The sequence below is a fragment of the Burkholderia sp. PU8-34 genome (genome assembly GCF_053427725.1).
Genome location: NZ_JBSAXC010000001.1, coordinates 474,664 through 500,766, shown reverse-complemented (window position 1 = coordinate 500,766; position 26,103 = coordinate 474,664). Strand labels below are relative to the sequence as shown.

The 26,103-nt window shown below is 65.4% G+C and carries 28 protein-coding genes and 3 pseudogenes; 19 read left to right on the top strand and 12 right to left on the bottom strand.

The genetic code is table 11. The features are described from left to right. Positions 1-129 precede the first annotated feature (129 nt). Positions 130-264 (top strand): entericidin A/B family lipoprotein, encoded by a 135-nt coding sequence (locus tag ACV22Z_RS02240; protein WP_029226154.1) that lies wholly within the window; start codon positions 130-132, stop codon positions 262-264. Positions 265-389: 125 nt separating this feature from the next. On the opposite strand, the gene ACV22Z_RS02235 is transcribed toward ACV22Z_RS02240, so the two are convergent. Continuing rightward, on the bottom strand, positions 390-1,307 hold the full coding sequence (locus ACV22Z_RS02235; RefSeq protein WP_448074682.1) for a DMT family transporter: 918 nt from the start codon (positions 1,305-1,307) through the stop codon (positions 390-392). 190 nt (positions 1,308-1,497) lie between these two features. Further along, positions 1,498-2,298, bottom strand: a complete 801-nt coding sequence (locus ACV22Z_RS02230; RefSeq protein ID WP_448074681.1) for an AraC family transcriptional regulator — start codon at positions 2,296-2,298, stop codon at positions 1,498-1,500. A 170-nt stretch (positions 2,299-2,468) separates the two neighbouring features. Here ACV22Z_RS02230 and ACV22Z_RS02225 point away from each other — a divergent pair, with 170 nt between their 5' ends. Together ACV22Z_RS02225 and ACV22Z_RS02220 are read left to right on the top strand one after the other, a co-directional pair. Then, positions 2,469-3,302 carry a molybdenum cofactor biosynthesis F family protein gene (locus tag ACV22Z_RS02225; protein ID WP_448074680.1) on the top strand — a complete coding sequence of 278 codons (834 nt, stop codon included), beginning with the start codon at positions 2,469-2,471 and terminating at the stop codon, positions 3,300-3,302. Next, positions 3,299-3,505: pseudogene (locus tag ACV22Z_RS02220) on the top strand (SDR family NAD(P)-dependent oxidoreductase); the annotation flags it as partial. The gene ACV22Z_RS02225 and the pseudogene ACV22Z_RS02220, both read left to right, overlap by 4 nt. 1 nt (position 3,506) lies before the next feature. Here ACV22Z_RS02220 and ACV22Z_RS02215 read toward each other — a convergent pair. After that, the gene (locus ACV22Z_RS02215; RefSeq protein WP_448074679.1) at positions 3,507-4,181 is read right to left on the bottom strand and encodes a dihydrodipicolinate reductase; all 675 of its coding nucleotides are present in this window, start codon (positions 4,179-4,181) and stop codon (positions 3,507-3,509) included. Between the two features lie 204 nt (positions 4,182-4,385). Between ACV22Z_RS02215 and ACV22Z_RS02210 the strand changes: the two genes are divergently transcribed. The 3 genes from ACV22Z_RS02210 to ACV22Z_RS02200 all read left to right on the top strand — a co-directional run bounded on the left by ACV22Z_RS02210 (position 4,386) and on the right by ACV22Z_RS02200 (position 6,285). Further along, positions 4,386-5,099 carry an SDR family NAD(P)-dependent oxidoreductase gene (locus ACV22Z_RS02210; RefSeq protein ID WP_448074678.1) on the top strand — a complete coding sequence of 238 codons (714 nt, stop codon included), beginning with the start codon at positions 4,386-4,388 and terminating at the stop codon, positions 5,097-5,099. A gap of 233 nt (positions 5,100-5,332) precedes the next feature. Beyond that, positions 5,333-5,806, top strand: a complete 474-nt coding sequence (locus tag ACV22Z_RS02205; RefSeq protein WP_448074677.1) for a VOC family protein — start codon at positions 5,333-5,335, stop codon at positions 5,804-5,806. Between the two features lie 281 nt (positions 5,807-6,087). Next, entirely contained in the window at positions 6,088-6,285 is a 198-nt protein-coding gene (locus ACV22Z_RS02200; protein WP_448074676.1) for an oxidoreductase-like domain-containing protein, read from the top strand. Between the two features lie 147 nt (positions 6,286-6,432). On the opposite strand, the gene ACV22Z_RS02195 is transcribed toward ACV22Z_RS02200, so the two are convergent. Beyond that, positions 6,433-7,332: a LysR family transcriptional regulator gene (locus ACV22Z_RS02195; RefSeq protein WP_448074675.1), complete on the bottom strand. Its 900-nt coding sequence runs from the start codon at positions 7,330-7,332 to the stop codon at positions 6,433-6,435. A 184-nt stretch (positions 7,333-7,516) separates the two neighbouring features. Between ACV22Z_RS02195 and ACV22Z_RS02190 the strand changes: the two genes are divergently transcribed. Further along, positions 7,517-8,485 carry an NAD-dependent epimerase/dehydratase family protein gene (locus ACV22Z_RS02190; protein ID WP_448075144.1) on the top strand — a complete coding sequence of 323 codons (969 nt, stop codon included), beginning with the start codon at positions 7,517-7,519 and terminating at the stop codon, positions 8,483-8,485. Positions 8,486-8,592: 107 nt separating this feature from the next. On the opposite strand, the pseudogene ACV22Z_RS02185 reads toward ACV22Z_RS02190, so the two are convergent. Then, positions 8,593-8,811: pseudogene (locus tag ACV22Z_RS02185) on the bottom strand (IS6 family transposase); the annotation flags it as partial. Between the two features lie 167 nt (positions 8,812-8,978). Continuing rightward, positions 8,979-10,085 (bottom strand): porin, encoded by a 1,107-nt coding sequence (locus tag ACV22Z_RS02180; protein ID WP_448074674.1) that lies wholly within the window; start codon positions 10,083-10,085, stop codon positions 8,979-8,981. A 228-nt stretch (positions 10,086-10,313) separates the two neighbouring features. Between ACV22Z_RS02180 and ACV22Z_RS02175 the strand changes: the two genes are divergently transcribed. The 11 genes from ACV22Z_RS02175 to ACV22Z_RS02125 all read left to right on the top strand — a co-directional run bounded on the left by ACV22Z_RS02175 (position 10,314) and on the right by ACV22Z_RS02125 (position 20,710). After that, entirely contained in the window at positions 10,314-11,300 is a 987-nt protein-coding gene (locus ACV22Z_RS02175; RefSeq protein WP_448074673.1) for a LysR substrate-binding domain-containing protein, read from the top strand. Between the two features lie 143 nt (positions 11,301-11,443). Next, positions 11,444-12,943 carry a 2-hydroxymuconic semialdehyde dehydrogenase gene (locus ACV22Z_RS02170; RefSeq protein ID WP_448075143.1) on the top strand — a complete coding sequence of 500 codons (1,500 nt, stop codon included), beginning with the start codon at positions 11,444-11,446 and terminating at the stop codon, positions 12,941-12,943. Positions 12,944-12,950: 7 nt separating this feature from the next. Next, on the top strand, positions 12,951-13,397 hold the full coding sequence (locus tag ACV22Z_RS02165; protein ID WP_448074672.1) for a RidA family protein: 447 nt from the start codon (positions 12,951-12,953) through the stop codon (positions 13,395-13,397). A gap of 26 nt (positions 13,398-13,423) precedes the next feature. Continuing rightward, complete coding sequence (locus tag ACV22Z_RS02160) at positions 13,424-13,957, top strand: 3-hydroxyanthranilate 3,4-dioxygenase (RefSeq protein WP_448074671.1); 534 nt, start codon at positions 13,424-13,426, stop codon at positions 13,955-13,957. Positions 13,958-13,962: 5 nt separating this feature from the next. After that, positions 13,963-14,976 carry an amidohydrolase family protein gene (locus tag ACV22Z_RS02155; RefSeq protein WP_448074670.1) on the top strand — a complete coding sequence of 338 codons (1,014 nt, stop codon included), beginning with the start codon at positions 13,963-13,965 and terminating at the stop codon, positions 14,974-14,976. A 69-nt stretch (positions 14,977-15,045) separates the two neighbouring features. Next, complete coding sequence (locus ACV22Z_RS02150; protein WP_448074669.1) at positions 15,046-16,257, top strand: ABC transporter substrate-binding protein; 1,212 nt, start codon at positions 15,046-15,048, stop codon at positions 16,255-16,257. A 13-nt stretch (positions 16,258-16,270) separates the two neighbouring features. After that, a complete protein-coding gene (locus ACV22Z_RS02145; protein WP_448074668.1) occupies positions 16,271-17,191 on the top strand; it encodes a branched-chain amino acid ABC transporter permease in 921 nt (306 codons plus the stop codon). Positions 17,192-17,198: 7 nt separating this feature from the next. Then, positions 17,199-18,251 (top strand): branched-chain amino acid ABC transporter permease, encoded by a 1,053-nt coding sequence (locus tag ACV22Z_RS02140; protein ID WP_448074667.1) that lies wholly within the window; start codon positions 17,199-17,201, stop codon positions 18,249-18,251. Further along, on the top strand, positions 18,248-19,021 hold the full coding sequence (locus ACV22Z_RS02135; protein WP_448074666.1) for an ABC transporter ATP-binding protein: 774 nt from the start codon (positions 18,248-18,250) through the stop codon (positions 19,019-19,021). Before ACV22Z_RS02140 ends, ACV22Z_RS02135 begins: the two co-directional genes overlap by 4 nt. Beyond that, the gene (locus ACV22Z_RS02130) at positions 19,018-19,728 is read left to right on the top strand and encodes an ABC transporter ATP-binding protein (RefSeq protein WP_448074665.1); all 711 of its coding nucleotides are present in this window, start codon (positions 19,018-19,020) and stop codon (positions 19,726-19,728) included. The genes ACV22Z_RS02135 and ACV22Z_RS02130 overlap by 4 nt, the downstream gene beginning before the upstream one ends. A gap of 109 nt (positions 19,729-19,837) precedes the next feature. Further along, on the top strand, positions 19,838-20,710 hold the full coding sequence (locus ACV22Z_RS02125; protein WP_448074664.1) for an alpha/beta hydrolase: 873 nt from the start codon (positions 19,838-19,840) through the stop codon (positions 20,708-20,710). Positions 20,711-20,755: 45 nt separating this feature from the next. Here ACV22Z_RS02125 and dmpG read toward each other — a convergent pair whose 3' ends face one another. The 5 genes from dmpG to ACV22Z_RS02100 are packed head-to-tail and all read right to left on the bottom strand — an operon-like array spanning position 20,756 to position 24,624. Then, positions 20,756-21,820: a 4-hydroxy-2-oxovalerate aldolase gene (gene dmpG, locus ACV22Z_RS02120; RefSeq protein ID WP_448074663.1), complete on the bottom strand. Its 1,065-nt coding sequence runs from the start codon at positions 21,818-21,820 to the stop codon at positions 20,756-20,758. Then, on the bottom strand, positions 21,820-22,779 hold the full coding sequence (locus ACV22Z_RS02115; protein WP_448074662.1) for an acetaldehyde dehydrogenase (acetylating): 960 nt from the start codon (positions 22,777-22,779) through the stop codon (positions 21,820-21,822). Before ACV22Z_RS02115 ends, dmpG begins: the two co-directional genes overlap by 1 nt. Positions 22,780-22,838: 59 nt before the next feature. Continuing rightward, entirely contained in the window at positions 22,839-23,606 is a 768-nt protein-coding gene (locus ACV22Z_RS02110) for a 2-keto-4-pentenoate hydratase (protein ID WP_448074661.1), read from the bottom strand. Further along, positions 23,603-24,418, bottom strand: a complete 816-nt coding sequence (gene mhpD / locus ACV22Z_RS02105) for a 2-keto-4-pentenoate hydratase (RefSeq protein WP_448074660.1) — start codon at positions 24,416-24,418, stop codon at positions 23,603-23,605. Before mhpD ends, ACV22Z_RS02110 begins: the two co-directional genes overlap by 4 nt. Further along, positions 24,415-24,624 carry a tautomerase family protein gene (locus tag ACV22Z_RS02100; RefSeq protein WP_448074659.1) on the bottom strand — a complete coding sequence of 70 codons (210 nt, stop codon included), beginning with the start codon at positions 24,622-24,624 and terminating at the stop codon, positions 24,415-24,417. The genes mhpD and ACV22Z_RS02100 overlap by 4 nt, the downstream gene beginning before the upstream one ends. A gap of 191 nt (positions 24,625-24,815) precedes the next feature. On the opposite strand from ACV22Z_RS02100, the gene ACV22Z_RS02095 reads away from it, so the two are divergent. Then, on the top strand, positions 24,816-25,775 hold the full coding sequence (locus tag ACV22Z_RS02095; protein ID WP_448074658.1) for a LysR substrate-binding domain-containing protein: 960 nt from the start codon (positions 24,816-24,818) through the stop codon (positions 25,773-25,775). A gap of 165 nt (positions 25,776-25,940) precedes the next feature. Here ACV22Z_RS02095 and ACV22Z_RS02090 read toward each other — a convergent pair. Then, positions 25,941-26,102 (bottom strand): annotated as a pseudogene (locus ACV22Z_RS02090) (IS6 family transposase); the annotation flags it as partial. Position 26,103: the final 1 nt, after the last annotated feature.

Sequence of the window (26,103 nt, the reverse complement as noted above, 5' to 3'; positions counted from 1 at the left end):
CGGACTGGCGCGCCACGGCGGTCTCCGTATAATCAGGTCAGGCCCCGTCGCCTGCCTACCGCAGGGCGCCATGTCGCCGATGATTCATGATTCGCCCGTTCGGGCTTACCGACTCGAAGGAGATGGAGAATGACGCGTACGATTGCTGCAATGCTGCTGGTGGTGACCGCCGCGCTTGCCGGTTGCAATACGATCGCCGGCGTGGGCCAGGATATTTCGAAGGGCGGGCAGGCGATCAGCGATACGGCGGAAAAGGCCAAGTAAGCCACCGACGTTAGCCGCGATCCTCGACGAGACGCGACGAGCGCCGTGCTGTTCCCCGGAGAGCGGGGCAGCGCGGCGCTTTTCTTTTGTGGCAAGTGAGGGGCATTCGTCCGGCCAGGCGGTGCTTATGCCGATCGCGTGCCCGGCGTGCGCGAAGGGGCGGCACGCCGTCGCGTGGCGCCGACCAGCATGCCGGCAATGACGAACGCGATGCCGGCAAGCCGTGTCGCGGTCAGTGTCTCGCCGAACAAGGCGACCGCAAACAACACGGCCGACACGGGCGCGACCGCGGTGAACAGTGCCGCCTCGGTGCCGCTCGTGCGCGCCGAACCGGCGTACCAGGCCAGGTAGCCGAGCACGGTCGGCACCAGCGCGTAGTATGCGATCGCCGCGGCCGCGTCGGTCGTCCAGCCTGCGGTGGCCACATGCCATTCGAATGCCGCCGGAACCAGCGCGAGCACGAAGCCGAGACCGGACATCGCCGTCGACAGCGTGAGCGGCGCGAGCGGCGCGGCGAGCCGTCGGTTGAGCAGGATGAACACGGCTTCGCATGCGACGGCGGCCAGCACCAGCACGTTGCCGGCGAGCGTCTGTAGCGACGGCAGCGCGTGGCCGGGCGTGAACGTGACGAACAACACGCCGGACGTCGCGAGCGCGGCGGCCGCCCAATCACGCGGCGTCTGCCGTTCGCGCAGCACGACCGCTGCAATCAGCGTCGACATCGCCGGCAGCGTGCCGAGCATCACGCCCGCTTCGAGCGGCGACGACAGCCGCGTGCCGCAGATCAGCAGCACGGTGTAACCGACGCCGCCGGCCGCGGCCTGCACGACGAGCAGCACCGCGTCACGCAGCGAGAGCCGCGGCCAGCGCAGCCGCTGCATGCGCATCAGGGCGAACAGCAGCGGCGTGGCGATCAGGAAACGCAGCGCGGTCGCCGTGAACGGCGGCAGACCGTCGGCGGCGATGCGGCTCGCGATGACGGTGCTGCCGACGCCGGTCATCGCGGCGGCGAGATAGAGGTAGCCGCTCAGTCGTGTCTTCATGCCGCGCATCGTCGCGCGGTGACGGGGCGTGCGTCTTGAAGGAAATTGCAGCTTGAGGGGGATGCAATCGGGGTGGTGCGGCGAAAGAAAAGGAAGCGAGGGAAGCGGACAGGCAAGGGAGGCGAAGGAACGAACCGGGGGGCGCTGTAGCGGCCGGATCCGGATCGCGGCCCGGCGGCTCCTTCGCCGGCTACCGCAGCGCCTGCGCGAACTGCCCGGGCGTGATGCCGAACTGCCGCGCAAACGCCCGCGTCAGGTGGCTCTGGTCGGCGAACCCCGCTTCGGCCGCCGCATCCGCGATCGGCCGGCCGCTCGCGAGCAGCGCGCGGGCGAGCCGCGTGCGCGACTGGATCAGGTACGCATGCGGCGTGATGCCGACTTCGCGCGCGAAGCCGCGCAGCAGCTGGAAGCGGCTCACGCCGCTCAAATCCGCGAGCTCGGCGAGCGACACCGGCGCGGCGGGCGCCGCATCGAGCCGTTCCCGCGCCGCGTGGACCGCGGGCGCGACGCCCGACTGCGGCAGCACGCGGCTCGCATGCCGCGCCAGCAGCCCCGCGACGAGCGTCACGAGCGCTTCGTCGCGCGCGAGTGGTGCTTCGTCGTCGCCACCGACGATGTGCGCGTACAGCCGGCTTACGGCCGCGGCCAGCCGCGCATCGCGCACGGCCGGATGCGCGAGCTCGACGCCGCCGAGCCCTTCGTCGGCCGCGACGCCGGCGACGAGCGCCGGCGCCAGGTACAGCATCCGCCAGCTCCGCTGCGCGTGCGTGCCGAGCGGCGCGCCGTCGTGCATTTCGCCCGGATTCACCATGATCGCGTCGCCGGCCAGCGCGTCGACCTGCCCGCGTCCGCTCCACGACCGGTGCGCGCCGCTGACGATCATGCCGACCCCGAATTCGTCGTGCGCATGACGCGGGAACGCGCGATCCGAATCGAGGCTGATCGCCTCGATGCCTTCGCTTGTACGGCGGTAGTGGGTGACACGATGCATGCGCGCTCCTCGCACGCCGGCCCTGGCGCGGAACTCACGCACTTTAGCGCGTTCCGGCGGCGCGCGCCCTTCATCCTTTTGGCCGATACCGCGCGCGGCGCGCTGCCCGCACCATGTGTGTGAGCAGCGTACATGGCCCGCCGGGCCTGAAGCTGCACGGGAGACGGCAGGTGGAACGACAGGATCCGGTATTCATTCAGGTGGGCGCGCTCGCGGACGGCTTTGCGCCGGACGCGAACATCCTCGCGCCGGTCGATTCGCTCGCGGGCCAGACGCTCACGCTCGACCACGCGTCCGGCGCATCGCGCATCCATACGTTCGAGCCGCGCGCGTTGCAATGGCGCGACGCGGCGACCGATGCGCATGGCCACGAGCCTTGCCGTGTGACGCGGCTGCGCAAGGGGCTGTACTTCGTCGACTACGTCGATTCGGCGGCGCGCGCGAGGTCGGTGAGCCTGGTGATCGACCTGGAGAACGGCGTGTGGACATCGGTGAGCGGCACGTTGCCGACCGAGGCGGACACGCACGTCGACGCGTTCACTCGCGTGGCGCGCGGGCTGCCGCTGACGGGCGTCGACGTCGCGTTCCGTCACGGCACGCTCGGCGGCCATGCGCGGCCGGGGCCGCTGCATGCGCCGACCCGCGAGCTGATCGGCAAGCGGACGATGTACCGCTACAGCCCGACCGAATGCTACGAGCACATCTACCTGAACGAAAACTTCTACGCGTGGCAATGCCTGGAAGGCGTCGAGCGCGGGCTGGCCGACGTGGACCGTTGTCACTACATCAAGCTCGCGGACGCGCTGTATCTGTTCGTGTGGCGCGAGAAGGTGATCCCGACGCTCGGCGTCGTGCTGATCGACCTCGCGCAGCGCAAGACGGACGGCAAGATCTTCGGCTATCAGGGCGGCGACTTCGGCTCGCTGTCGAATTTCCCGGTCGGCGCGCATGCGCACGTGCTGAACGAAACGCTTCATCCGCTCGACGGCGAGGCCGGGCAATGAGCGTCGTGCTCGGCAGCGGCCGCCTCCGCGCCGATTTCGCCGGGCGCGTCGTGCTCGTCACCGGGGCCGCGCAGGGCATCGGCGCGGCGATCGCGCGTCGGTTCGCGCAGGCGGGCGCGGTCGTCGCACTGGCCTGGCTGGCTCAGGCAGCGTTGCCGGCGGTCCTGCGCGCGGGCGCCGGCAATGAAGACGCCGGCGTCCGCGCTACAGCCAGCCGTTTCCGATGAACTCCATGATCGAGTAACGGCGGTTGTCGAGATCGTGGCGACGAACGGCGTCGACGATGCACGACACGCCGTCCGCATAAGGCGACGCCCCGTACACGCGGGATTCGAACTGCAGGCTGCATGCGCCGTCTTCGATCCGGATCTGGTGGTACGCATGACGCGCGAGTTCGTCAGCGGGGATGCGAAGCTCGTCACGCTGGACCGCCGGGTCCCGAACGGAGCGGATCGCGTCAGGCGGCACGCCGAGCGACTGGCCGATGCTGACGGCGGTTCCCGGCACCGAGGTCTTCGTCGCCTGATGCGACTCGACGACGCTGATCGCGCAATCGCGAAAGAGGTGGCCGCTCGCTTCGAGCATGCTCATGAACTTGAGCATCAGGATGTTCGTGTTCGGACACAGCACGACCGGGAAGTCGTGGGATCCGGTCTCGAGCCCGGAGCCCGTGGACAGCTCGATGAGCGGCGAGCACGTCGCCCGGCATGCGGCGATGACTGCGGGAAGGGCGCGGCCCGAGCCGGCGTGCACGACGATCGACCTGACGTCGATGTGACCGTCGGCGGGCCACGGTATGACTTGGTAGGTATTGTCCAGCTTGTGCGAGCGGAGCAACTCGGTCGCCAGCTTGCCGGATCCCACGACGAGCACTTGCATGAAATTGATCGGTTGAGGGTCGATGATTGATTCGGTGGGACCGTTGCGCGCCATCTGTTGAAACGGCGCGCGGCGCAAACGGCCCGACCGGTCCCGGCATTATGCCCGGACGCCGGCCATCACCGGCGTTACGCCGTATGCTTGCGTCTCGGGGCGCGTCACGCATGACGCTGCCGCATTGAAGCGACAAAGGAGATGGAATCGATGGAAACCGGCACGATTGACAAGGTGATTGCAATTACGGGCGGGTTCGGCCAGCTCGGCCTCGCGACGGGGGCGTGGCTGGGCATACGCGGTGCGCGCATCGCGCTGATCGGACGGGGCGCGGCGCCGGCGGCGGATGCGCTGCCCGCCGGCCTCGGCGGCGCGCGCTGTCTCGGCGGCGTGGATCTCGTCGACGCGCAGGCAGCCAGCCAGGCGCTTGATGCCGTGCATCGCGAATTCGGCCGGCTCGACGCGCTGCTCAATATCGCGGGCGCATTCGCGTGGGAAACGGTGGCCGACGGCAGCGCGGCAACCTGGGACCGGATGTATGAACTGAACGTCAAGACGGCACTGAATGCGTCGAAGGCGGCGCTGCCGCATCTGTTGAGCGGCCCGGCAGGACGGATCATCAACATCGGCGCAGGCGCGGCGCTCCACGCGGGGCCCGGCATGGGCGCTTATGCGGCCGCGAAGGCGGGCGTCGCGCGGCTGACAGAAGCGCTTGCGGCGGAATTGCGCGAGACGACCGTGACGGTCAACGCGATCGCGCCGAGCATCATCGACACGCCGCAGAACCGCAAGGACATGCCCGACGCGGATTTCACGCAGTGGGTTCAACCGCACGAGATTGCGGCGACGATCGCGTTCCTGCTGTCGGTTGACGCGCAGGCGATTCGAGGCGCGACAATTCCGGTGAGCGGGCAGGTCGCGTAGGCTGGTCTGGCGCCGCAATGACGCCCCGCCGTTCACGCAAGGTTGATTTTCAGGCGCCTGATCGGGGGCCGAAACGGCGCGTCAGCCGGGGTCGTATCCGCATGGGTGCAGCCGACAGAAAAATGTGAATTATTCGGTCCCGGCGTATACATTTCGATGGCTTTCCTCCGTCGTCACGACGGCGGCATGCAGCTTGCCGCCGCGTTTGCCCCAACCCGGACAGGAGATTCGCCATGTCGATTCAGAAGATCACGCCTTTTCTCTGGTACGCCACGCAAGCCGAGGAGGCCGCCGCTTTCTATGCGGGCATCTTTCCGGACTCGCGTGTGGTTCGGGTCACGCCGGTGCCGAGCGCCGGCTCCACGAAGCTCGTCGAGTTCGTGCTCTTCGGGCAGCCCTTCTTCGCGATGAGCGCTGAACGAGGCGAGTCGTTCAGCCACGCGATTTCCTTGTTGGTCAATTGTGCCGATCAGGCGGAACTCGACCGCTACTGGAGCGCCCTTCTCGAGGGCGGCGGTTCGGCCGACGGCTGCGGCTGGCTGAGAGACCGCTTCGGCGTTTCGTGGCAGATCGTTCCGGCCGATCTCATCCCGATGATGGCCGACCCCGATCCGGCGAAGGCGAAGCGCGTGGCCGAAGCGATGATGCAGATGACGAAGTTCGACGTCACCGCGCTGAAGGCTGCCTATGCGGGGGCAGCGGACTGACGGATACTCCTGTCCGTCGGTGTGCCGGTCGGCCGCGAGCCGATGCGTGCGTCCGATCTCGCGGAGATGGCCTGCATCCTCGGCGGCGTGTTCCTGCTGCAGTACCGCGGGCCGCTGAAGCCGGGGCTCCGGCTGCGGGCTTCGAATTCGGAGTAACGGGACGATGCGTGTGGGGCGGTTAGCGGTGCGTGATGGTTACGCCTACAGCGGCTGGCGATCAGCCTCCGAAGCGCCCGGCCGGATCGACCTATACTGACCGCTCTACGTCAGCGGATCACACAGTGCCGAAAAAACCCTCCGAGGATTCGCCTCCCGACGATCCGCGTCCGACACCGCCACAACAGCCGGAACTCGAGGATTGCTGCAACAGCGGATGCTCGCCCTGTGTGTTCGATCTGTACGAAGACGCGATGGAGCGCTACCGGGCCGAGCTGGCCGCGTGGGAAGCGCGCCACGCGAAACGCAAGCCGCGCGGATGAGCGGCGCGCGTTTGCCGTCGCGTGTTCAACAACGTCACATCTGCACATGCCGCCGCCGATGCCCGGAGAATGGGAGCAGTGACGCAGGCGCGCGAGGTGCTCGGAAGGCAGTTGCTGGTGTGACGCGGCATTCCTTGGGCGCCACCGTCATTCCGGCTCCCCGTCGACATACGCGCGCAACCCCCGCACCAGCGCATCGAACGTCGCACGGCAGCGCGGGCTCGTGCGCAGGTCCTCGTGCATGACGACCCACGTCTCCAGCGGCAGCGCGACCTGTGCAGGCAGCACGCGCACGAGCCGCGCATCGCGTTGCGCGAGCCCGCATTGGCAGATGCCGATCCCGTAACCGGCCCGGATCATCGCGAGCTGTGCGAGGTTGCTGTCCGAGCGCAGCGCGAATGCATCCCGGTTCCAGGCCGGTAGCGCTTTGCCTGCGGCGCGCAAGAACGGCGTCGTCTCATCGAACCCGATCAGCGCGTGCCGGGCAAGCTCGCCCAGCGTCGCCGGCATGCCATGCGCGGCCAGGTAGTCGTCTCGCGCATACATCCCCAATTCGATGCTGCCGATGCGCCGCGCGACGAGCGCGTCCTGCGCGGGCGGCGCCATGCGGACCGCGATGTCGGCTTCGCGCTTCAGCACGTCCTGGATGCGGTCGGTCGTCGCCAGTTCCACGACGAGTTCGGGATGATCGTGCCGCAGCCGCGTCAGCACGGGCGGCAGCACCTCGACGCCGATCACGTCGCTCGCCGAAATGCGCACCACGCCGCTGACGCCGTCCCCGCGACTGGCCGCTGCGCGCTCGAACGCGGCGGCGGCGCTGCGCAACGCTTCGGCATGGCCGCGCAACGCGAGTGCGGCCTCGGTCGGCAGCAGGCCGGACGGCGAGCGCGTGAACAGGGTCTGACCGAACGCGGCTTCGAGTGCGGCGACGTGGCGGCCGGCCGTTGGTTGCGTGATGCCGAGCGCGCGCGCCGCACCAGACAGCGACCCTTCGGTCAGCACCGCGAGGAAGGTTCGATACAGTTCCCAGTTGAGATCGGAGGCCATACGAAAATGTATAACAGATCCACTATGCTCGCCAATTCCTTGTGATCCCGATGCGCGCCAGAATGTGCCGTCGATGATTCATGCAAGGAGAGCGGCGATGGCAACGAACTTCCACGAAGCGGAGATGCGGGTATCCGACATGCGGGTATCCGACATGCGGGTAGCCGACATGCGGGTATCCGGTATGCCGGCATCCGACAGGCATGCGCTGGTGCTCGGCGCGACCGGTGGGATTGGCGGCGAGGTCGCGCGGCAGCTGCGCGACGCGGGCTGGCAGGTGCGCGCATTGCAGCGCGGGCTTGAGACCGCGACGTTACAGCGCGACGGCATGACGTGGATCCGCGGCGACGCGCTCGATCGCGAAGCGGTGATGCAGGCGGCGCGCGGCTGCAGCGTGATCGTCCATGCGGTCAATCCGCCGGGATACCGCCGCTGGTCCGAACTGGTGCTGCCGATGGTCGACAACACGATCGCGGCGGCCGCGTCGGCGGGCGCGACCGTCGTGCTGCCGGGCACGGTCTACAACTACGGCGCCGACGCGTTTCCTGTCTTGCGGGAGGACGCCCCGCAGCATCCGTCGACCCGCAAGGGCGCGATCCGCGTCGAACTCGAGCGCCGGCTGCAGGCCGCCACCGCACGGGGCGTCCGGACGATCGTTGTGCGCGCCGGCGACTTCTTCGGCCCGCGCTCGGCAAGCAACTGGTTTTCGCTGGGGCTCGTCAAGCCCGGCCGGCCCGTCGCGGCCGTCAGCGTGCCGGGGCGGCCCGGCGTCGGCCATCAATGGGCGTATGTGCCGGACGTCGCGCGCGCGATGGTCGAGCTGATCGAACGTCGCGACACGCTGGAGCCGTTCGCGCGCTTTCATCTCGGCGGGCACTGGGATGCGGACGGGACGCAGATGGCGCAGGCCGTGTGCCGCGTCGCGCAGCGGCACGGATTGCGGCCGGCGCTGCGGAATTTTCCGTGGTGGTTCGTGTGGGCCGCGTCGCCGTTCGTCACGACGCTGCGCGAATTGCTCGAAATGCGCTACCTGTGGCGCGAGCCGATCCGCATGGACAACGCGCGCGTGACGGCGGTGCTCGGCCGTGAGCCGGTGACGCCGCTCGATACGGCCGTCGAGGAGACGCTGGCAGGGCTCGGCTGTCTGCCGTGAATGACGTGCCGTCGCCGTGCGACGGGCGGGAACCGGCGAGCACGACGCCGGAGGGCGCTGTCACGTTAAAGCGTTTGCGACGCAATAGCGGACAGGCGCGCATTTGCTCAGAAAGCGGACGGATTTCTGGTGATCTCAGTGAAGCGATGCCAGGCGGCGAAGCGTGCGGCGAGTTGTTTGCGATAGAGCGAGGCGCGCAGTAGATGTCGCTTGAGCGCGAAGTACTGCCGGATCGGACCGAAGCTCGACAGGAAAGCCTGCGTGCGCTCACGATCGCGGAAACCACGCATGCGTCGCTCGCGTTCGCGCGTCAGTTGACGACTGCTGATGACCGCCATCGGAAAACGATGACCGTGGTAGCGCGATTTTGCATTCTTCATCACGCGATCTTACTCGACCATCTCGGCAACGTGACAGTGCCGTTGGCAACCGATAGCAGGCGGCGTGCGCCTGCTATCGCCTTAGCGCCACGTGTACCGCCGAATCCGGCACGTCAGAACTTGTGGCGAATCCCCACACGCCACAACGCTTGCCGGTTATTCGCCGACGCGGCGCTCACGTAGTCCATCTGCGCATGCGTGCCGCTGCTGCCGGTCAGGCATGCCGCCATCGCATACACGTCGGTGCGTTTCGACAGGAAGTAATCGAGCATCAGGTTTGCCTGCTGATAGCGTGGCTTGTTGCCGGTCGCATGTTCGTCGACGTCGCTGAGCGTATAGCCGCCGCCTACCTGCAGCACGGGCGTGATGTAGTAGCCGAGCCAGGCTTCATAGTTGTTGAAGTCGACGTTCGCGCCGTCGAGTCCGGAATGAAACACGGTGCGCGTCGCGTTCAGGCCGAACTTGAACGAACCGACCAGGTACGTCGCGCCGATACCGTAGATATCCTGACTGGTCGAACTGGACAGATAACGCGTATAGAGCGCGTTTTTCGGCAGTGAATCGAACACGGCCGCGTACGGGCTATTGATGTGCGTATAAGCGGCCGCGGCATACAACGATCCGTTGTTGCTGTAATTCGCGCCGATGCTCACGACGCTATAGGTGGCGAACGAACCCGGTTGTCCGCCGAACGAATAGAGCGCGCCAAGATGGAATCCACCGAGACTGGGGCTCTGGTACTTGACCGCGTTGTTCACGCGAAACGTGCCATTCAGATTATCGACGTCGCCTGCGTGCGCAAAGTAGATTCCCCACTGGCCCTGCGCGCTGACCGGTGAGACGTAGTCGGTCATGAACTCGTACTGACGGCCGAGCGTCAGCGTGCCCAAACGCGAATCGAGGCCGACATAGGCGTTGCGGCCGAACAGGCGGCGGTTCTGTCCGAGCGCGCCGGTCGACGGATCGAAGCCGTTTTCGAGCACGAAGATCGCGCGCATGCCGCCACCGAGATGTTCCGCGCCGCGCAGGCCCCAACGCGATCCTTGCGAGACGCCGCTTTGCATCTGCCAGTTGCTATGGCCGTTCTGATTGGTCGTATACGTCAGTCCTTCATCGACGATCCCGTACAGTGTCACGCTGCTTTGCGCGAACGCGTGGGGTGTCGCGGCGGCGCCGGCACAAGCCATTGCGGCCGCGGCTAGGGTCCTGGTTTTATTCATCCGCTTTCCTGATTATGATCGGCTCGCTTGAGCGTGGATGACGGGCAACATCGAGGTTGCCTTGCGGCCTGCTCCGGCAGGCTCGGGCGAAAAGCACTGAGAATCTAGAGCGAGCCGTGCGGAAAAAATAATGAAAAGACCCGCTGTGGGTAGTCGAAACGGTAATATCTGCGGCGATCGGCGCGTCGTCGTCGACACGCGGATCACGAACACTGGAGGAGATCGAACATGAACAAGGACGTACGCCGCCCGCTTGAACGCGTTCCGGAGCTGTCGCACGTCTCACTGTCGCGCAAGCTGAAACTGCAGCAGCTGATACTCGTCGCGAAGGTCATCGATACCGGTTCGCTGCTACGCGCGGCAAAGGAGCTGGGCATGACGCAGCCCGCGATCACCAAGGCCGTGCAGGAACTCGAAGCATTCTTCAGCGCGCCTCTATTCGAGCGCACGAATCGCGGCGTGGTGCCGACCGAGCTCGGCCGCCTGCTGGGCCGTCGCGCAAAATCGATGAATACCGAGCTGCGCTATCTGACCGACGAAATCAACGCGTTGCAGGGCGGTACGGCGGGGCATCTGATCGTCGGCACGCTGATCGTCGCATCGGCGCGACTGCTGCCGATGGCGATCCGGCTCCTGAAGGAGCAGGCGCCGGGCATGCTCGTCACGGTGCGCGAAGCGGGCACCGCCCAGCTGTTTCCCGCGCTCGCGACGGGCGATCTCGACATCGTGGTCGGCCGTTTGCCCGAGCGCGAGTTGCCGCTTGCGAACGCGTTTCCGTTGCAGCACGAGGTGCTGTTTCAGGAGTCGATCTGCGTGGTGGTCGGCGCGCGTCACACGCTCACACTGCCGAAGCGTCCGCGGCTCGCCGATCTAGCGAACCTGCCGTGGATCCTGCCGCTTGCCGATTCGCCGACGCGCATCCGCGCGGAACAGCTGTTCCAGGACGCCGGTCTGCCGCTGCCGGTGGACCGCGTCGAGTCGCTGTCGATGCTGACCAACATCGGCCTGCTGCTCGAGCGCGCATGCGTCGCGCTGATGCCGCGCGCGGCTGCGCAGCAGTTCGTCGACGCGGGGCTGCTCGCGATCGTGGATCTGCGCGAAGCCGCGGACTTTGGCGCGGTCGGCTTTTCGACACGCGCCGACCGGAAAGTCAGTCCTGCCTGCGAGCGTTTCATTGCGTGCCTGCGTGAGAGCGCGGCGCGTATCGCCGAATGAGCGTGCGCGCGCGGCTCGGCCCGGCCTGACGCATGCCGGCACTGGTATACTGGAATGGAATATCAGCGAACGAAATCGTTATTATTTTTTATGGAAACGGCCTTTTAGACTCAGTGCATCCGTTCTACGCAGGAACTATGCAGATGAGCTATCCGTTTTCGTTTCCTTCTTCGTCCGCCGCGGGTGCGCCGCCTTTGCTGCGCCACTATATCGGCGGCGAGTTCGTGGCGAGCGATGCGCGCTTCGAGAATCGCAGTCCGGTGACGGGCGAACTGCTCGCGTTCGTCAGCGAAGCACGCAAGGCCGAAGTGGACCGCGCGGTGACGGCGGCACGCGCCGCGCTCGAGGGCCCATGGGGCCGCTATGACATCCAGCAGCGCGCCGCGCTGCTGAACCGGATCGCCGACGGCATCGAGCGTCGCTTCGACGACTTCGTCACGGCCGAAGTCGCCGATACCGGGCGGCCGGTCCAGCAGGCACGCACGCTCGATATCGCGCGCGGCGTCGCCAACTTCCGCACCTTCGCGCAACTGATCTCGACCACCCCGAACGAGCTTTTCGAAAGCCGAGCGGCCGATGGTTCCGACCAGTTCAGCTACGTGGTGCGCAAGCCGCTCGGCGTGGTGGGCATCATCTCGCCGTGGAATCTGCCGATGCTGCTGCTCACGTGGAAGGTCGCGCCCGCCTTGGCGATGGGCAACTGCGTGGTTGTGAAGCCGTCGGAGGAGACGCCTTCGTCGGCGTCGCTGCTGGCGGAAGTGATGCACGAAGCAGGCGTGCCCGCGGGCGTCTTCAACCTCGTGCACGGCTTCGGGCCGGGCTCCGCGGGCGAGGCGCTGACGCATCACCAGGACGTGTCGGCCATCACCTTCACGGGTGAGTCGCGCACCGGCAGCGCGATCATGAAAGCGGTGGCCGACGACGTGAAGGAGATTTCGTTCGAACTCGGCGGCAAGAATGCAGCCGTCGTGTTCGCCGATGCCGATTTCGACGCCGCTGTCGAAGGCGTGCGCCGCTCGAGCTTCACGAACGCGGGCCAGGTGTGCCTGTGCTCGGAGCGCGTGTACGTCGAGCGGCCGATCTTCGAGCGTTTCGTCGCGGCATTGAAGGAGAAGACCGAGGCGATGAAGATCGGCTATCCGGACGAAGCGAACGTCGACATGGGGCCGGTCATCTCGCACGGTCATCGCGACAAGGTGCTGTCGTACTACCGCCTCGCCGTCGATGAAGGCGCTACCGTCGTGACCGGCGGCGGCGCGCCGAAGTTCGGCGACGTGCGCGATCACGGCGCCTATGTCGAACCGACCATCCTGATCGGCCTGCCCGACAGCGCGCGCTGCGTGCGCGAGGAAATCTTCGGGCCGGTATGTCATATCGCGCCCTTCGACGCGGAAGACGAAGTGGTACGCCGCGTCAACGACAGCGCGTACGGGCTCGCCGCCTGCATCTGGACCACGAACCTGTCGCGCGCGCATCGCGTGTCGCGGCAGATGCATACCGGCCTCGTCTGGGTCAATACCTGGTTCAGCCGCGATCTGCGCACGCCGTTCGGCGGCACGAAGCACTCGGGGCTGGGTCGCGAAGGCGGCCGTCATTCGCTCGACTTTTATTCCGAGCTGTCGACCATCTGCGTCAAATTGTGAGGACGTCGTGACCGCTTCTTCCCGACTGCTGCCCGAAAAAGCCCGTCCGCGTGGCGCCTATCCGCACCTGAAGCGCGCCGGCGACTTTCTGTTCGTATCGGGCACGAGCTCGCGTCGCGCCGATAACACCATCGCCGGCGCACAGGCCGACGCGATGGGCACGATGCTGCTCGACATCCGCGAGCAGACACGCGCGGTGCTCGACAACATCCGTGACATTCTCGCGACCGAAGGCGCGACGCTGAAGGATGTGGTCGAAATCTGCACGTATCTGGTCAACATGAACGACTTCGGCGGCTACAACGCGGTGTACGGCGAGTACTTCGACGTCGAGGGCCCGGCCCGCACGACGGTCGCCGTGCACCAGCTGCCGCATCCGCATCTGGCCATCGAAATCAAGGCGGTCGCCTACAAGCCGCGCCAAGTCAGCGTAGAGCGGCCTCGCACCTCATAACATCAGCTGTTTCAGGAGACGTCCAAATGCCCCGCTTCATGCCGCCGCTCAATCTGTCCCGCTGGATCGACGAGCACGCGCATCTGCTCCGGCCGCCGGTCGGGAATCAGCAGATCTGGCAGGATCAGGACTTCATCGTGACGATCGTTGGAGGTCCGAATCATCGAACCGACTATCATGACGATCCGAGCGAGGAGTTCTTCTATCAACTGCGCGGCAACGCGTATCTGAATCTGTGGATCGACGGCAAGAAGGAACGCGTCGATCTGCGCGAGGGCGACGTGATGCTGCTGCCTCCGCACGTGCGGCATTCGCCGCAACGTCCGGAGGCCGACAGCGCGTGCCTCGTGATCGAGCGGCAGCGTCCGGCGGGGCAGATCGACGGCTTCGAATGGTATTGCGACAGCGACGACGGTTGCGGCGGGCTCGTGCATCGCGCGGAAGTCCAGTTGCTGAACATCGTGACCGATCTGCCGCCGCTGTTCGACGCTTTCTATAACGACGAGAAGCTGCACACCTGTCCGCATTGCGGACGCGTACATCGCGGCAAGGGCAATTGAATGCCATGAAGAAAATCGACATGCACTCGCATTTCTTCCCGCGCATTGGCCGGGAAGACGCGAGCCGGCTGGATGCGTCCAGCGCGCCGTGGCTCCAGATCGACGCGAGCGGCGTGACCGGTAACATCATGGTCGGCGAGCGCAGTTTCCGTCCGGTACGCGAAGCGCTGTGGAATCCGGCCGCGCGAATCGAGGAACTGGATCGCGTCGGCGTCGCCGCGCAGATCATCTGCGCGACGCCGATCATGTTCGGCTACCGCTACGAGGCACGTGCCGCGGCCGACTGGGCCGCGCGCATGAACGACCTCGCGCTCGAACACTGCGCGTACCAGCCGAAGCGCCTGAAGGCGCTCGCCCAGGTGCCCCTGCAGGATGTCGAGCTCGCTTGCCGCGAAGCGAGCCGCGCGAAGGCGGCCGGTCACGTCGGCGTGCAGATCGGCAATCATCTCGGCCGGCGCGATCTCGACGACGAGCATCTCGTCAGCTTTCTCACGCATTGCGCGCTCGAGAACATTCCGGTGCTCGTGCATCCGTGGGACATGTTGACCGACGGCCGCATGAAGCAATGGATGCTGCCGTGGCTCGTCGCGATGCCGGCGGAAACGCAGCTCGGCATTCTGTCGCTGATCCTCTCGGGCGCGTTCGAGCGCATTCCGCGTTCGCTGAAGCTCGCGTTCGCGCATGGCGGCGGCAGCTTTGCATTCCTGCTCGGCCGCGTCGATAACGCGTGGCGTTGCCGCGACATCGTGCGCAAGGATTGCCCGCGTCCGCCGTCGGAGTACGTCGATCGCTTTTACGTCGACAGCGCGGTGTTTGATCCGCGCGCGCTGCGTCTGCTCGTCGAAGTGATGGGCGCCGAGCGCGTGATGCTCGGCTCGGACCATCCGTTCCCGCTCGGCGAGCAGCAGATCGGCGCGCTCGTGACCAGTAGCGAATGGCTCGACGAACAACAGTGCGCGAGCATCTGCGCGGGCAATGCCGAGCGCTTCTTTGGTATCGACATCGAGCGTGGTGTTTGATTCTCGATTGACGCGCCAGCCTTTCCGTACGACCCGCCCCACACCTCTATCGCTTGCCAGGACCTTGTCATGACCGTTACGTCCGTTCGTCGTTCGTTGCGCCGCCGCGGTGTCCCACAACAGTTGCTGGGCGCGCTGTGCGCCGCCGCGTTATTGCCGGCGCTGGCTTTCGCAGCCGACTCCTCCCCGCTGAAAATTGGCTTTATCGGCACCCTGTCGGGTCCGGGCGGCGCTCTCGGTCAGGACCAGTACGACGCGTTCATGCTCGCGGTCGAGCAGAAAGGCGGCAAGCTCGGCGGAGTGCCGGTGCAGGTGCTGCGTCAGGACGATCAGCTCAAGCCCGACCTCGCGTTGCAGGAAGCGCAGCAGCTGATTGGCCGCGATGGCGTGAAGATCATCACGGGCGTGACGTTTTCGAACGTGATGATGGCGATCCACAAGCCCGTGACGAGCGCGGGCGTGGTACTGATCGGCTCGAACGCGGGGCCGACACAATTGGCCGGCGCCGGTTGCTCGCCGCTGTTCTTCTCGACCTCGTGGAACAACGACGAGCTGCACGAAGCAGGTGGCCAGCTCGTGACGAATCTCGGCTATAAGCGCGTGTACGTGATGGCGCCGAATTACCAGGCGGGCCGCGATGCGGTGTCCGGCTTCAAGCGCGACTATCGCGGCTCGATCGTCGACGAGGTCTATACGCAGGTCAATCAGCCCGACTATTCGGCCGAGCTGTCGCAATTGCAGGCCGCGCAACCGGATGCTGTGTACGTGTTCTACCCTGGCGGCATGGGTGTGAACTTCGTCAAGCAGTATCGGCAGGCGGGCCTGCTCGGCAAGATTCCGCTGATCTCGGTGTCGACGATCGACGGCACCACGCTGCCCGCGCTGAAGGAGCTCGCGGTGGGTGCGATTACGAGTTCGGCGTATTCGCCGGATCTGCAGAATCCGCAGAACGCACAGTTCGTCGCGGCCTACACGAAGAAATACGGCCGCGTGCCGTCGATGTACGCAGCCCAATCCTACGATGCGGCCACGCTGCTCGACACCGCGCTCACGTCGGTCAAGGGCAATGTTTCGGATAGTCAGGCATTGCGCCGGGCATTGGCCGCCGCCAAGTTCCAATCGGTGCGCGGTCCGTTCAGCTTCGACGCGAACCAGTTCCCGCGCGCGGGGTTCTATCGCGTCGATGTGGTGCGCACGGCCAACGGCGCGTCGTTCGAAACGAAAGGCCCGATCGTGCCGAAGGTCAACAACCCCGTTGCACAGCAGTGCAAGATGAACTGAGCGGACGCCAGCGATGAATCTCACGTTGCTCGTCATGCAATGCCTGAACGGCTTGCAGCTCGGCGTGCTGCTGTTTCTGATGGCGGCTGGGCTGACGCTCGTCTTCGGCATTCTGAACTTCGTCAATCTCGCGCACGGTTCCTTGTACATGACGGGCGCGTTCGTCGGCGCGGTGGTCTATAACGCGAGCGGCTCGTTTGCGCTCGCCGCGCTCGCGGTCGTGGCCGCATTGATCTTGCTCGGCATGTTGCTCGAATCGGTGGTGTTCCGGCGGCTATACCAGCGGCATCACCTCGACCAGGTGCTCGCGACGTTCGGGCTGATCCTGTTCTTCAACGAACTGGCGCGCACGATCTGGGGACCGTCGCCTTACTATATGGAAGTGCCCGATGCGCTGTCAGGCGCGGTCGATCTGTTCGGCCTGCACTATCCGGCGTACCGGCTGCTGATCGTCGTCGTCGGGCTGGCGGTCGCGGCCGGGTGCTACGTCGTGATTCATCGCACGCGCATTGGCATGCTGATCCGCGCGGGCGCCACGCATCGCGACATGGTCGCCGCGCTTGGCGTGAACGTCGTGCTGCTCAGCGCGGTGCTGTTCGGCGTCGCGGCGGCGCTGGCCGGCATCGCGGGTCTGCTCGCCGGACCGATCCTGTCGGTGCAGCCGGGCATGGGCGAGCCGGTGCTCATTCTGACCATGGTCGTCATCGTGATTGGCGGCATCGGTTCGATTCGTGGCGCGTTTCTAGGCGCGCTGCTGGTTGGCGTCATCGATACGCTCGGACGCACCTTGCTGCCCGCGCTGCTGCGCATGGTGCTCGAACGCAGCAGTGCTGATACGGCCGGCCCCGCGCTCGCCTCGATGCTGATTTACATCCTGATGGCGCTCGTGCTCGCGTGGCGTCCGCAGGGTCTCTTTCCCGTCAAACATTCCTGAGCCCGAGATGATGCCTTCTTCTGTTTCCGCGAGCCGCGCAACGCGCGCGCCTGGCACGGCGGGCGGCGGCGTGCGCGGTCGCGCGAGTTACGTTGACCGGTTCGGCTGGTTGCTCGCCGTGCTGCTGCTTGCATTGCCGGCTTGTGCGGCGTTGACCGCCCAGCCGTTTCTTGTCGTGCTGTTCGCTCGCATCGCGGTGCTGGCGATCGCGGCGCTGTCGCTCGATCTGATGCTTGGCGTCGGCGGTCTCGTCAGCTTTGGACACGCGCTGTTTTTCGGGCTCGGCGCTTACGCGACCGGCATGCTCGCGCAGCACGGCATCGCGAGCGGCTGGATGCATCTGGCGACGACGCTCGCCGCCTGCGCGCTGCTCGCCCTGGTGACCGGCGCGATCGCACTGCGCACGAGCGGCATCGCCTTCATCATGATCACGCTAGCGTTTGCGCAGATGTTCTACTTCTTCGCAGTGAGCCTGCGCGAATACGGCGGCGACGACGGTTTCGCACTCGCGACGGCGAGTCGCTTTGGCGGCGTCTCGCTCGGCGACTCGGTGACGCTCTACTACGTGGCCGTGGGTCTGCTGGTCGCAATGCTGCTATTCGGTCGACGCTTCCTGAAGAGCGCCGCGGGCATGACGCTCGGCGGCATCCGCATCAACGAGCGCCGCATGCGCGCGCTCGGCGTACCGACCGTGCGCGTGAAGCTCGCGGTGTACGTGGCCGCGGCGATGCTGTGCGGTGTCGCAGGCATGCTATTCGCGAACCTCACGCAGTTCGTCGCACCTTCCTATATGGCGTGGACGATGTCGGGCGATCTGATCGTGATGGTCGTGATCGGCGGCGCGGGCAGCTTCGTCGGGCCGCTGATCGGCACGCTCGTGATGGTGCTGCTCGAAGAAGGACTGAAGAGCGTCACCGAGCACTGGATGCTGGTGATGGGTCCGCTGATCGTCATCGCGGTGCTGCTGAGCCGGCGCGGTTTGATCGGTCTCGTGGATGCGTTCGATGCACGTCGCGAGCGCCGTGAGCGCAATCGTGCGGCGCAGGGAGGTGCGCGATGAGCCTGTTGCAGGTGCAAGGACTGGTGAAGCGCTACGGCGGCTTCACGGCGACCGATCACTTCAGCGTGACGGTCGAGCCCGGCGAAATCCACGCGGTGATCGGGCCGAACGGCGCGGGCAAAAGCACGCTGATCGGTCAACTGGCCGGCGAGTTGATGCCCGACGCAGGCACGATCCGTTTCGCGGGCGAGGACCTCACGCATTTGAGTGTCGAGCGACGCGCGCGGCTCGGACTCGCACGCTCGTATCAGATCACGTCAGTGCTGCCCGAATACACGGCGCTCGAGAACGTGCTGCTCGCGGTCAATGCTCAACGCGCGTCGCGTTTCAACTGCTGGGGCCGGCTTGCCGCGCGGCGCGAGGTACTCGAGGATGCACTCGCACTGCTCGAACAGACGGGACTCGCCGCACAGGCGCAGCTCTGCGTGGCCGAGATGGCGCATGGCGAGCACCGCCAGCTCGAACTCGCGATGGCGCTCGCGAGCCGACCGCAATTACTGCTGCTCGACGAACCAATGGCCGGCATGAGCCAGGCCGAAACGGTGCAGATGACCGCGCAATTGCAGGCGCTGAAGGGCACGCACGCGATGCTGCTGGTCGAGCACGACATGGACGCGGTGTTCGCTCTCGCCGATCGCATCACGGTGCTGGTCTACGGCAAGGCGCTCGCGACCGGCACGCCCGACGAAATTCGCGCGAACTCCGCGGTGCGCGCGGCCTACCTCGGCGACGAGCAATCGCAGTCAAATCTGTCAGGGAGCATTGCATGAGCCGCCTGCTCGAAGTCGCTTCGCTCGAAGCGTTTTATGGCCGCAGCCAGGCGCTGTTCGGCGTCGAGCTGAATATCGACGATGGCCAGTTCGTCACGATGCTCGGGCGCAACGGCATGGGCAAGTCGACCACGGTCAAATCGATCGCTGGTCTGCTGAAGTCGCGGCGCGGCTCGATCCGCATGGCGGGCCAGCCGATCGACGGCGCGCCCGCATACCGGATCGCGCGCACGGGCATCGGCCTCGTACCCGAAGGGCGACATATCTTCCCGACGCTGACCGTGCGCGAGAATCTCGTTGCGACCGCGCGCCACGTCGCGCGGCCCGGCGGCGCGTGGACGCTCGAACTTGTCTATCGGCTGTTTCCGCGTCTCGAGGAACGCGCGCGCAATCTGGGCTCGGCATTATCGGGCGGCGAACAGCAGATGCTCGCGATCGGCCGCGCGCTGATGACGAACCCGCGCCTGCTGATTCTCGACGAAGCGACCGAAGGACTTGCGCCGCTGATTCGCGAGGAGATCTGGAAATGTCTTGCCGAGCTGAAGAAAACCGGGCTCGCAATTTTGTGCATCGATAAAAACCTGGCGTCGCAACTGGCGATCGCGGATTACCACTACGTGATGTCGAAAGGCGCGGTGGTATGGCAGGGTACCTCCGCCCAGTTGAGCGCCGAGGCCGATACGTTGCATTTGCATTTGAGTATTTGAAAGGACGTCCCGGCTGGCTCTTGTCCGACCGGCCGCCTGGTATTCAGCGCTTTCGTTGCCGCACCTGGAGCATTCGCTGCATGTGCGGCTTTTTTCACAAGGACTATTCATGCCGTTCGATCTGACTTTCGCCGATCTCGCCGAACGCGCGGTGCAGTACAACGCGCGCGCATCGGTGAGCGATTTCGATGCCGAGATGCGGACCTATGCGTCGCTCGCGCTGGCTTCGCGGCAACGCTGCGCGGGCATACTCGATCTGCAGTACGGCATGGGGCAGGCCGAGCGCATCGATATTTTTCCGGCGGCCGCGGCCGTGCAACCGGCGCCTGTGTTCGTCTACATTCACGGCGGCTACTGGCGCTCGCAACGCAAGGAGGACGCCTGCTCGATGGCAGCCGCGCTCACACAGGCGGGCATCTCCGTCGCGATGGTCGAATACACGCTGCTGCCCGAGGCGACGCTCGCCGAAGTGGTGCGAGAGGTGCGCAGCGCGATTGCCTGGTTGTATCGGCACGGTGGCGCGTATGGGATCGATCCGCAGCGGATCCACGTGTGCGGCAGTTCGGCGGGCGGGCATCTGGTCGGGATGCTGTATGCGGACGACTGGCAAGCGCGTTTCAATCTGCCGCGCGATGTGATCAAGGGCGTCGTCGCGCTGAGCGGGTTATTCGATATCCGGCCGCTGTGCGATATCAATGTCAATGAATGGCTGCGGCTATATCCGGATCAGGCGGCGTTGTTGAGCCCCGCGTTGTGTCTGCCGGAAACGGCGCCGCCGTTGGTACTATCGGTGGGCGGGCTCGAAACGACCGGGTTCAGGAATCAGACGCTACAGTTGCATGAGGACGTCAGTCGACGGGGATTGCCGGTATCGCTCGTGGCGAACGCGCATTCGAATCACTTCAATATCGTGAACGAGTTGGCGGAGCGGGGGAGCGCGTTGTTTGAGGCGGTGGTGGCGTTGATCAACAACGCCGAGTGATGCGACGCGGCTTTCACGAGGAAAGCCGCGTTCCATTCAGCTACATCAACCTGCCTCACTCATCGTCGGCTCGACCCGCGCCTCTTCATGCGCATTGCGCTTCAACAGATCCAGCGCAACGTCGACGATCATATCCTCCTGCCCACCGACCATCTTGCGCCGTCCCAGTTCGACCAGAATATCGACGGTCTTGAGCCCATACTTGCTCGCCGCAATCTCCGCATGGCGCAGGAAGCTCGAGTACACACCGGCGTAACCCAGCGCAAGCGTCTCGCGATCGACGCGCACCGGCCGATCCTGCAGTGGCCGCACGAGATCATCGGCAGCATCCATCAGCCGATACAGATCGCAGCCGTGCATCCAACCCTGTCGCTCGGCGGCCGCGATGAACACCTCGAGCGGCGCATTGCCCGCACCGGCGCCCATACCCGCCAGCGATGCATCGATGCGATCGCAGCCTTCCTCGACCGCGACCAGCGAATTCGCAACGCCAAGACTCAGATTGTGATGCGCATGCATGCCGGTCTGCGTCTCGGGCTTCAACACGTCCTTGAACGAGCGAAAGCGGTCGCGAATATCGTTCATGCCGAGCGCGCCACCCGAGTCGACCACATACACGCAGCTCGCTCCATAGCTCTCCATCAGCTTCGCCTGCTCAGCGAGTTTTTGCGGCGTCGTCATATGGCTCATCATCAGGAAGCCGACCGGGTCCATGCCGAGTTCGCGCGCGAACTCGAGATGCTGACGCGACACGTCCGCTTCAGTGCAATGCGTGGCGACCCGCACGACGCGTGCGCCGGCATCGTATGCATTGCGCAGATCGTGCATCGTACCGATGCCGGGAATCAGCAGCGTCGCGATCTTCGCGGTCTTCACGCTTTCGGCCGCGGCGGCTATCCACTCGACGTCGCTATGCGCGCCGAAGCCGTAGTTGAAGCTCGACCCCTCGACGCCATCACCGTGCGCGACCTCGATGCTGTCGACGCCCGCCCGGTCGAGCGCCGCTGCAATCGCCTTGACGTGGGCGATGCTGTATTGATGGCGAATTGCGTGGCTGCCGTCACGCAGCGTGACGTCGGAGATATAGAGCTTCTTGTCGATCGTTGTCATTACACAGCCTCCTTGTGTCCACGCGCAATACCGGCCGCGATGCGGCGGCGCGCCATCATGTCCGCGCATGCGAGCGCGGCCGACGTCATGATGTCGAGATTGCCCGCGTACGCAGGCAGATAATGAGCGGCGCCTTCCACTTCGAGCAACACCGAGGTTTTCAGGCCATGCTTCGGACCGAGGCTCGGCACGTTCAACGGCTGTTCGGGCGAGATCACATCGAACTGCACCTTCTGCTTCATGCGGTAGCCCGGCACATAGGCCTGCACGCTCGCGACCATCCGCGCGATGCTGTCCTCGATCGCCTGCTGATCCGCAAGATCGGACAGCACGAACACGGTGTCGCGCATGATCAGCGGCGGCTCGGCGGGGTTCAGCACGATGATCGCCTTGCCGCGTGTGGCACCGCCGAGCGTTTCGATCGCGCTGCGCGTGGTCTCGGTGAATTCGTCGATGTTAGCGCGCGTGCCGGGCCCCGCCGACTTGCTCGCGATTGACGCGACGATCTCCGCATAATGCACCTTTGCGACGCGCGACACCGCCGCGACGATCGGAATCGTCGCCTGGCCGCCGCAGGTGACCATGTTCATGTTGGTCGCGTTCTCGGCTTCGAGGTTGATCGCCGGGATCACGTACGGCCCGATCGCCGCGGGCGTCAAGTCGATCACCTGCACGCCGTGCCGCTGCAGCACGTCGTTATGACGCTTGTGTGCGCCCGCCGACGTCGCGTCGAAAACAATGTCGATGTCGTCGAACAGATCGAGTTTCAGCAGCCCGTCCAGACCCTCGGCGGTCGTCGTCACGCCGAGCCGGCTCGCGCGAGCGAGCCCGTCCGATTGCGGATCGACGCCTACCATCGCGCTCATTTCGAGGTGCCGGCTATTGCGTATCACCTTGATCATCAGGTCGGTGCCGATATTGCCGGACCCGATGATCGCCACTTTTACCTTACCAGTCATATTCACTCCGGAATCGTCCTTGATGCTTCGGATTGCGTGCCCGAGGTCGAGCCCTTGCGTCAGCCTTTGACGTGAAAGCCCGCGCTGCCGAGCCGCTCCATCTCGACCGACACGTACTGCCCCGGCTTGATCCATTCGGCCGGGGTCGCGCCCCCGGCCATCACGATCCAGCCGGCCTGCAACGGCTCGCCGGCCTGCGCGGACAGACGCGCGGCCGCCACCAGCGAGCGCAGCGGATGACCGAGCAGCGCGGCGGTCGAGCCGACCTGCGCGGTACGTCCGTCGATGTTCAGCGTGATGCCGAGGTTGGCGAAGTCGGTGCGCGGATCGCGCCACGCGCCGATCACGAAGCCGCTCGACGAGGCGTTGTCGGCAATCACCTCGGGCAGCGTAAACTTGAAGTCCCGGTAGCGGGAATCGATGATTTCGAGCGCGGGCGCAATCGCTTCGACAGCGGCAAGCGCCTGCGGTCCGGTCACGTCGCCTTCGAGCGAATGCCTGAGCACGAAGGCGATTTCCGGCTCAACGCGCGGATGTACGAAACGCGAGAAATCGACCGACGAGCCTTCTTCGATCTGCATGCCCGCGGTGAGGCGACCCCAGATCACGTCCGAGAGACCCATCTGCACCATCTTCACGCGGCTCGTGAAGCCCATCTTCACGCCGACGCGACGTTCGCCGCGCGCGACGCGTCGTTCGATCGACGCGGATTGAATCTGGTAGGCCTGATCAAGTGATAGACGGCCTTCGGGATCGAACTGCGAGACTGCGGTGGCGGTGCGTGCTGCGTCATCGAGCAGCGTCGCGTATCCGTTGATCTGGCTCATTGAACTGCCTCGTTCGCGATAGGGGTGGGGGCATCGAAGACGGCTCGCACCGAGCCCAGTCCGTTGATGCGCGCCTCGAAGACGTCGCCGGGCGTGACCGCGACCATCGGGCCGAGCGCACCGGAGAGCACAAGGTCGCCCGCTTTGAGCGGCGTGCCGAGCGCGGCCATCGTGCGCGCGAGCCACACCACCGCGTTGATCGGATGACCGAGGCAGGCTGCGCCCGCGCCGACCGAGACCGGCTCGCCGCGCCGCTCCATCACCATGCCGCACAGGCGCAGGTCGAAGTCCGCGAGCTTGCGCGGGCTGTTGCCGAGCACATAGGCCGATGATGACGCGTTGTCCGCGATCGTGTCAGTGATGCGAATGTTCCAGTTGGCGATGCGGCTGCCGACGATTTCGAGCGCGGGCAGTGCGTAGTCGATCGCGTTCAGCACGTCGAGCTGGCCGGGGTTCCGCATGCTCAGGTCGCGGCCGATCACGAATGCGATCTCCGCCTCGATTTTCGGCTGCGTGAGGATCGACGCGGGAATCGGTTCGCCGTCGCCGTAGCCCATGTCGTCGAACAACATGCCGAAATCGGGCCGGTCGACGCCGAGTTGCTTCTGCACCGCGACCGACGTCAGACCGATCTTGCAGCCGACGATGCGCCGTCCGCTGGCCACGCGCCGTTCGGTGTTCACGCGCTGGATCGCGTAGGCGTCTTCGATGCTCATCTGTTCGTAGCGCTCGCGCAGCGGCGCGATAAACTCTCCGCTACGTTCGGCGTTGACTAGCGCGTGGGCCGCGGCTTCGATCTGTTGCGGCGTCATTGGGCTTTCTCCTGTGCGGCGGCGATTTCGTCCTTGGTCTGATCGCCGACGGCCCAGTGCGTGGCCGGTGTGACTGTCGCGTAGACGCGGATGGAACTGAGCGGCGCACCGAGCGTTTCGTGCACCGTGCGCGCGACCGCTTTGACGCATGCCTTGATCGCGGCGTCGTCGCGTCCTTCGACGAGGGAAATGTGGATGATCGGCATGATGGGTCCTTTTGCGTAAGCAGGGAGGAAGCGGCGGCGCGACGCGCAGGCAATGAGACAACGTGACGCCGCCGTATGAATCCTCCATGATGGTGGCCGCTTGCAGGGCATACCGTCCAATACCGATTTTTGAAATTCTGATACCGTTTCGGTATGGCGCGAATCCGGCTCGCGCGCACTGGAATGAACCGATGGAACTCAAGCAGATGCGTTATTTCCTCGCGTTGGCCGAGGAACTGAATTTCGGGCGCGCGGCCGAGCGGCTGCATATTGCACAGCCACCGCTCACGCGCAGCATCCGCGCATTGGAAGAGGAACTCGGCACGCAGCTCTTCATTCGCACGAGCAAGGGTGCGGAGTTGACGGAAGCGGGGCGCGCGCTGTTGGAGGAGGTGCCGAACATTCTGGCGCTGTCGCGGCGCGCCGAAGAGCAGACGCAACTGGCCGGCAACGGTTTCATGGGGCGGCTCGATGTCGGAATTTTCAGTTCTGGAATACTGAACGTGATTCCGCGTCTGCTTGCCGACTTTCACACCGAGCGCCCGGCCGTGAAGATCGGCTTGCACAACATGTCGAAGGCCGAGCAGATCGCGGCGTTACGCGAGCGGCGCATCACGATCGGCTTCAACCGGCTAGTACCGACTGAAGCCGATATCGCCGTGGATTGGGTGCAGCGCGAATCGTTTCTGATCGCGCTTTATGAAGGGCATCCATTGTGTGCGAAGAAAACCATCACGCTGCGCGATCTTGACGACGAACCCATGATCCTGTACCCGAACGCTCCGGTGCATGGCCTTGCCCAGGAGGTCGCGGCGGCATTTCGCGCCGAAGGAGTGCGCTTGCGCGTCGAGCAGGAAGTCGAGGACGTGGTGACGTGCATTGCGCTGGTGGCGAGCCGCTTCGGTGCATCCGTGACGACCGAGTCGGCCGTCAACCTGCGGTTGCCCGGCGTCGTGTACCGGCCGCTGAGGTCGACGCAGTTGCGCGAGATCGAACTGAGCTGCCTGTATCGACGTGACGACAGCTCGCCGATTTTGCAGGCGTTCCTGAAACTGATCCGGGCATCGCGCGCGAAAGGGGGAGGGGCACGGCGGGCTGCCACATGGTCGGAATCACACTCGGTGATTCGAGGTGGCTCTCCACGCCCTTGATACCAGGCACGTTTTCCGAGGCGACGCGGATCGCGCGCCTCCCCTCTTCGAATTCGACGATGCGCCACAGACGCGCCACGCCGTCCTTGACGAACACGCCGTGTTTCGCCGGTTCTGTCGCAGTAAGGCTCGGGGAGTAGAGTTGATCGATATGCCAAGTACTGCTTATGTCGCCAGTTCGTAGGATTGGTCAGCGGTGGACGGACGGGTCCCGCGAGCACATTTCATCTGTCCTTTGGCGATCATGTGCATAATCTCGATGGCGGCCAGAAAGATTCGGGCACAGCGAAAGGTTTTCAATCCCGGCAGGGGCCTCGTTCGTTGCTTG

Coding starts and splice junctions, on each gene's coding strand:
- ACV22Z_RS02240 (WP_029226154.1), top strand. CDS start 130: ATGACGCGTACGATTGCTGCAATGCTGCTGGTGGTGACCGCCGCGCTT.
- ACV22Z_RS02235 (WP_448074682.1), bottom strand. CDS start 1,307: ATGAAGACACGACTGAGCGGCTACCTCTATCTCGCCGCCGCGATGACC.
- ACV22Z_RS02230 (WP_448074681.1), bottom strand. CDS start 2,298: ATGCATCGTGTCACCCACTACCGCCGTACAAGCGAAGGCATCGAGGCG.
- ACV22Z_RS02215 (WP_448074679.1), bottom strand. CDS start 4,181: ATGCAAGTGCTCGTCGTGGGATCCGGCAAGCTGGCGACCGAGTTGCTC.
- ACV22Z_RS02210 (WP_448074678.1), top strand. CDS start 4,386: ATGGAAACCGGCACGATTGACAAGGTGATTGCAATTACGGGCGGGTTC.
- ACV22Z_RS02205 (WP_448074677.1), top strand. CDS start 5,333: ATGTCGATTCAGAAGATCACGCCTTTTCTCTGGTACGCCACGCAAGCC.
- ACV22Z_RS02195 (WP_448074675.1), bottom strand. CDS start 7,332: ATGGCCTCCGATCTCAACTGGGAACTGTATCGAACCTTCCTCGCGGTG.
- ACV22Z_RS02190 (WP_448075144.1), top strand. CDS start 7,517: ATGCCGGCATCCGACAGGCATGCGCTGGTGCTCGGCGCGACCGGTGGG.
- ACV22Z_RS02180 (WP_448074674.1), bottom strand. CDS start 10,085: ATGAATAAAACCAGGACCCTAGCCGCGGCCGCAATGGCTTGTGCCGGC.
- ACV22Z_RS02175 (WP_448074673.1), top strand. CDS start 10,314: ATGAACAAGGACGTACGCCGCCCGCTTGAACGCGTTCCGGAGCTGTCG.
- ACV22Z_RS02170 (WP_448075143.1), top strand. CDS start 11,444: ATGAGCTATCCGTTTTCGTTTCCTTCTTCGTCCGCCGCGGGTGCGCCG.
- ACV22Z_RS02160 (WP_448074671.1), top strand. CDS start 13,424: ATGCCCCGCTTCATGCCGCCGCTCAATCTGTCCCGCTGGATCGACGAG.
- ACV22Z_RS02155 (WP_448074670.1), top strand. CDS start 13,963: ATGAAGAAAATCGACATGCACTCGCATTTCTTCCCGCGCATTGGCCGG.
- ACV22Z_RS02150 (WP_448074669.1), top strand. CDS start 15,046: ATGACCGTTACGTCCGTTCGTCGTTCGTTGCGCCGCCGCGGTGTCCCA.
- ACV22Z_RS02145 (WP_448074668.1), top strand. CDS start 16,271: ATGAATCTCACGTTGCTCGTCATGCAATGCCTGAACGGCTTGCAGCTC.
- ACV22Z_RS02140 (WP_448074667.1), top strand. CDS start 17,199: ATGATGCCTTCTTCTGTTTCCGCGAGCCGCGCAACGCGCGCGCCTGGC.
- ACV22Z_RS02135 (WP_448074666.1), top strand. CDS start 18,248: ATGAGCCTGTTGCAGGTGCAAGGACTGGTGAAGCGCTACGGCGGCTTC.
- ACV22Z_RS02130 (WP_448074665.1), top strand. CDS start 19,018: ATGAGCCGCCTGCTCGAAGTCGCTTCGCTCGAAGCGTTTTATGGCCGC.
- ACV22Z_RS02125 (WP_448074664.1), top strand. CDS start 19,838: ATGCCGTTCGATCTGACTTTCGCCGATCTCGCCGAACGCGCGGTGCAG.
- dmpG (WP_448074663.1), bottom strand. CDS start 21,820: ATGACAACGATCGACAAGAAGCTCTATATCTCCGACGTCACGCTGCGT.
- ACV22Z_RS02115 (WP_448074662.1), bottom strand. CDS start 22,779: ATGACTGGTAAGGTAAAAGTGGCGATCATCGGGTCCGGCAATATCGGC.
- ACV22Z_RS02110 (WP_448074661.1), bottom strand. CDS start 23,606: ATGAGCCAGATCAACGGATACGCGACGCTGCTCGATGACGCAGCACGC.
- mhpD (WP_448074660.1), bottom strand. CDS start 24,418: ATGACGCCGCAACAGATCGAAGCCGCGGCCCACGCGCTAGTCAACGCC.
- ACV22Z_RS02100 (WP_448074659.1), bottom strand. CDS start 24,624: ATGCCGATCATCCACATTTCCCTCGTCGAAGGACGCGACGACGCCGCG.
- ACV22Z_RS02095 (WP_448074658.1), top strand. CDS start 24,816: ATGGAACTCAAGCAGATGCGTTATTTCCTCGCGTTGGCCGAGGAACTG.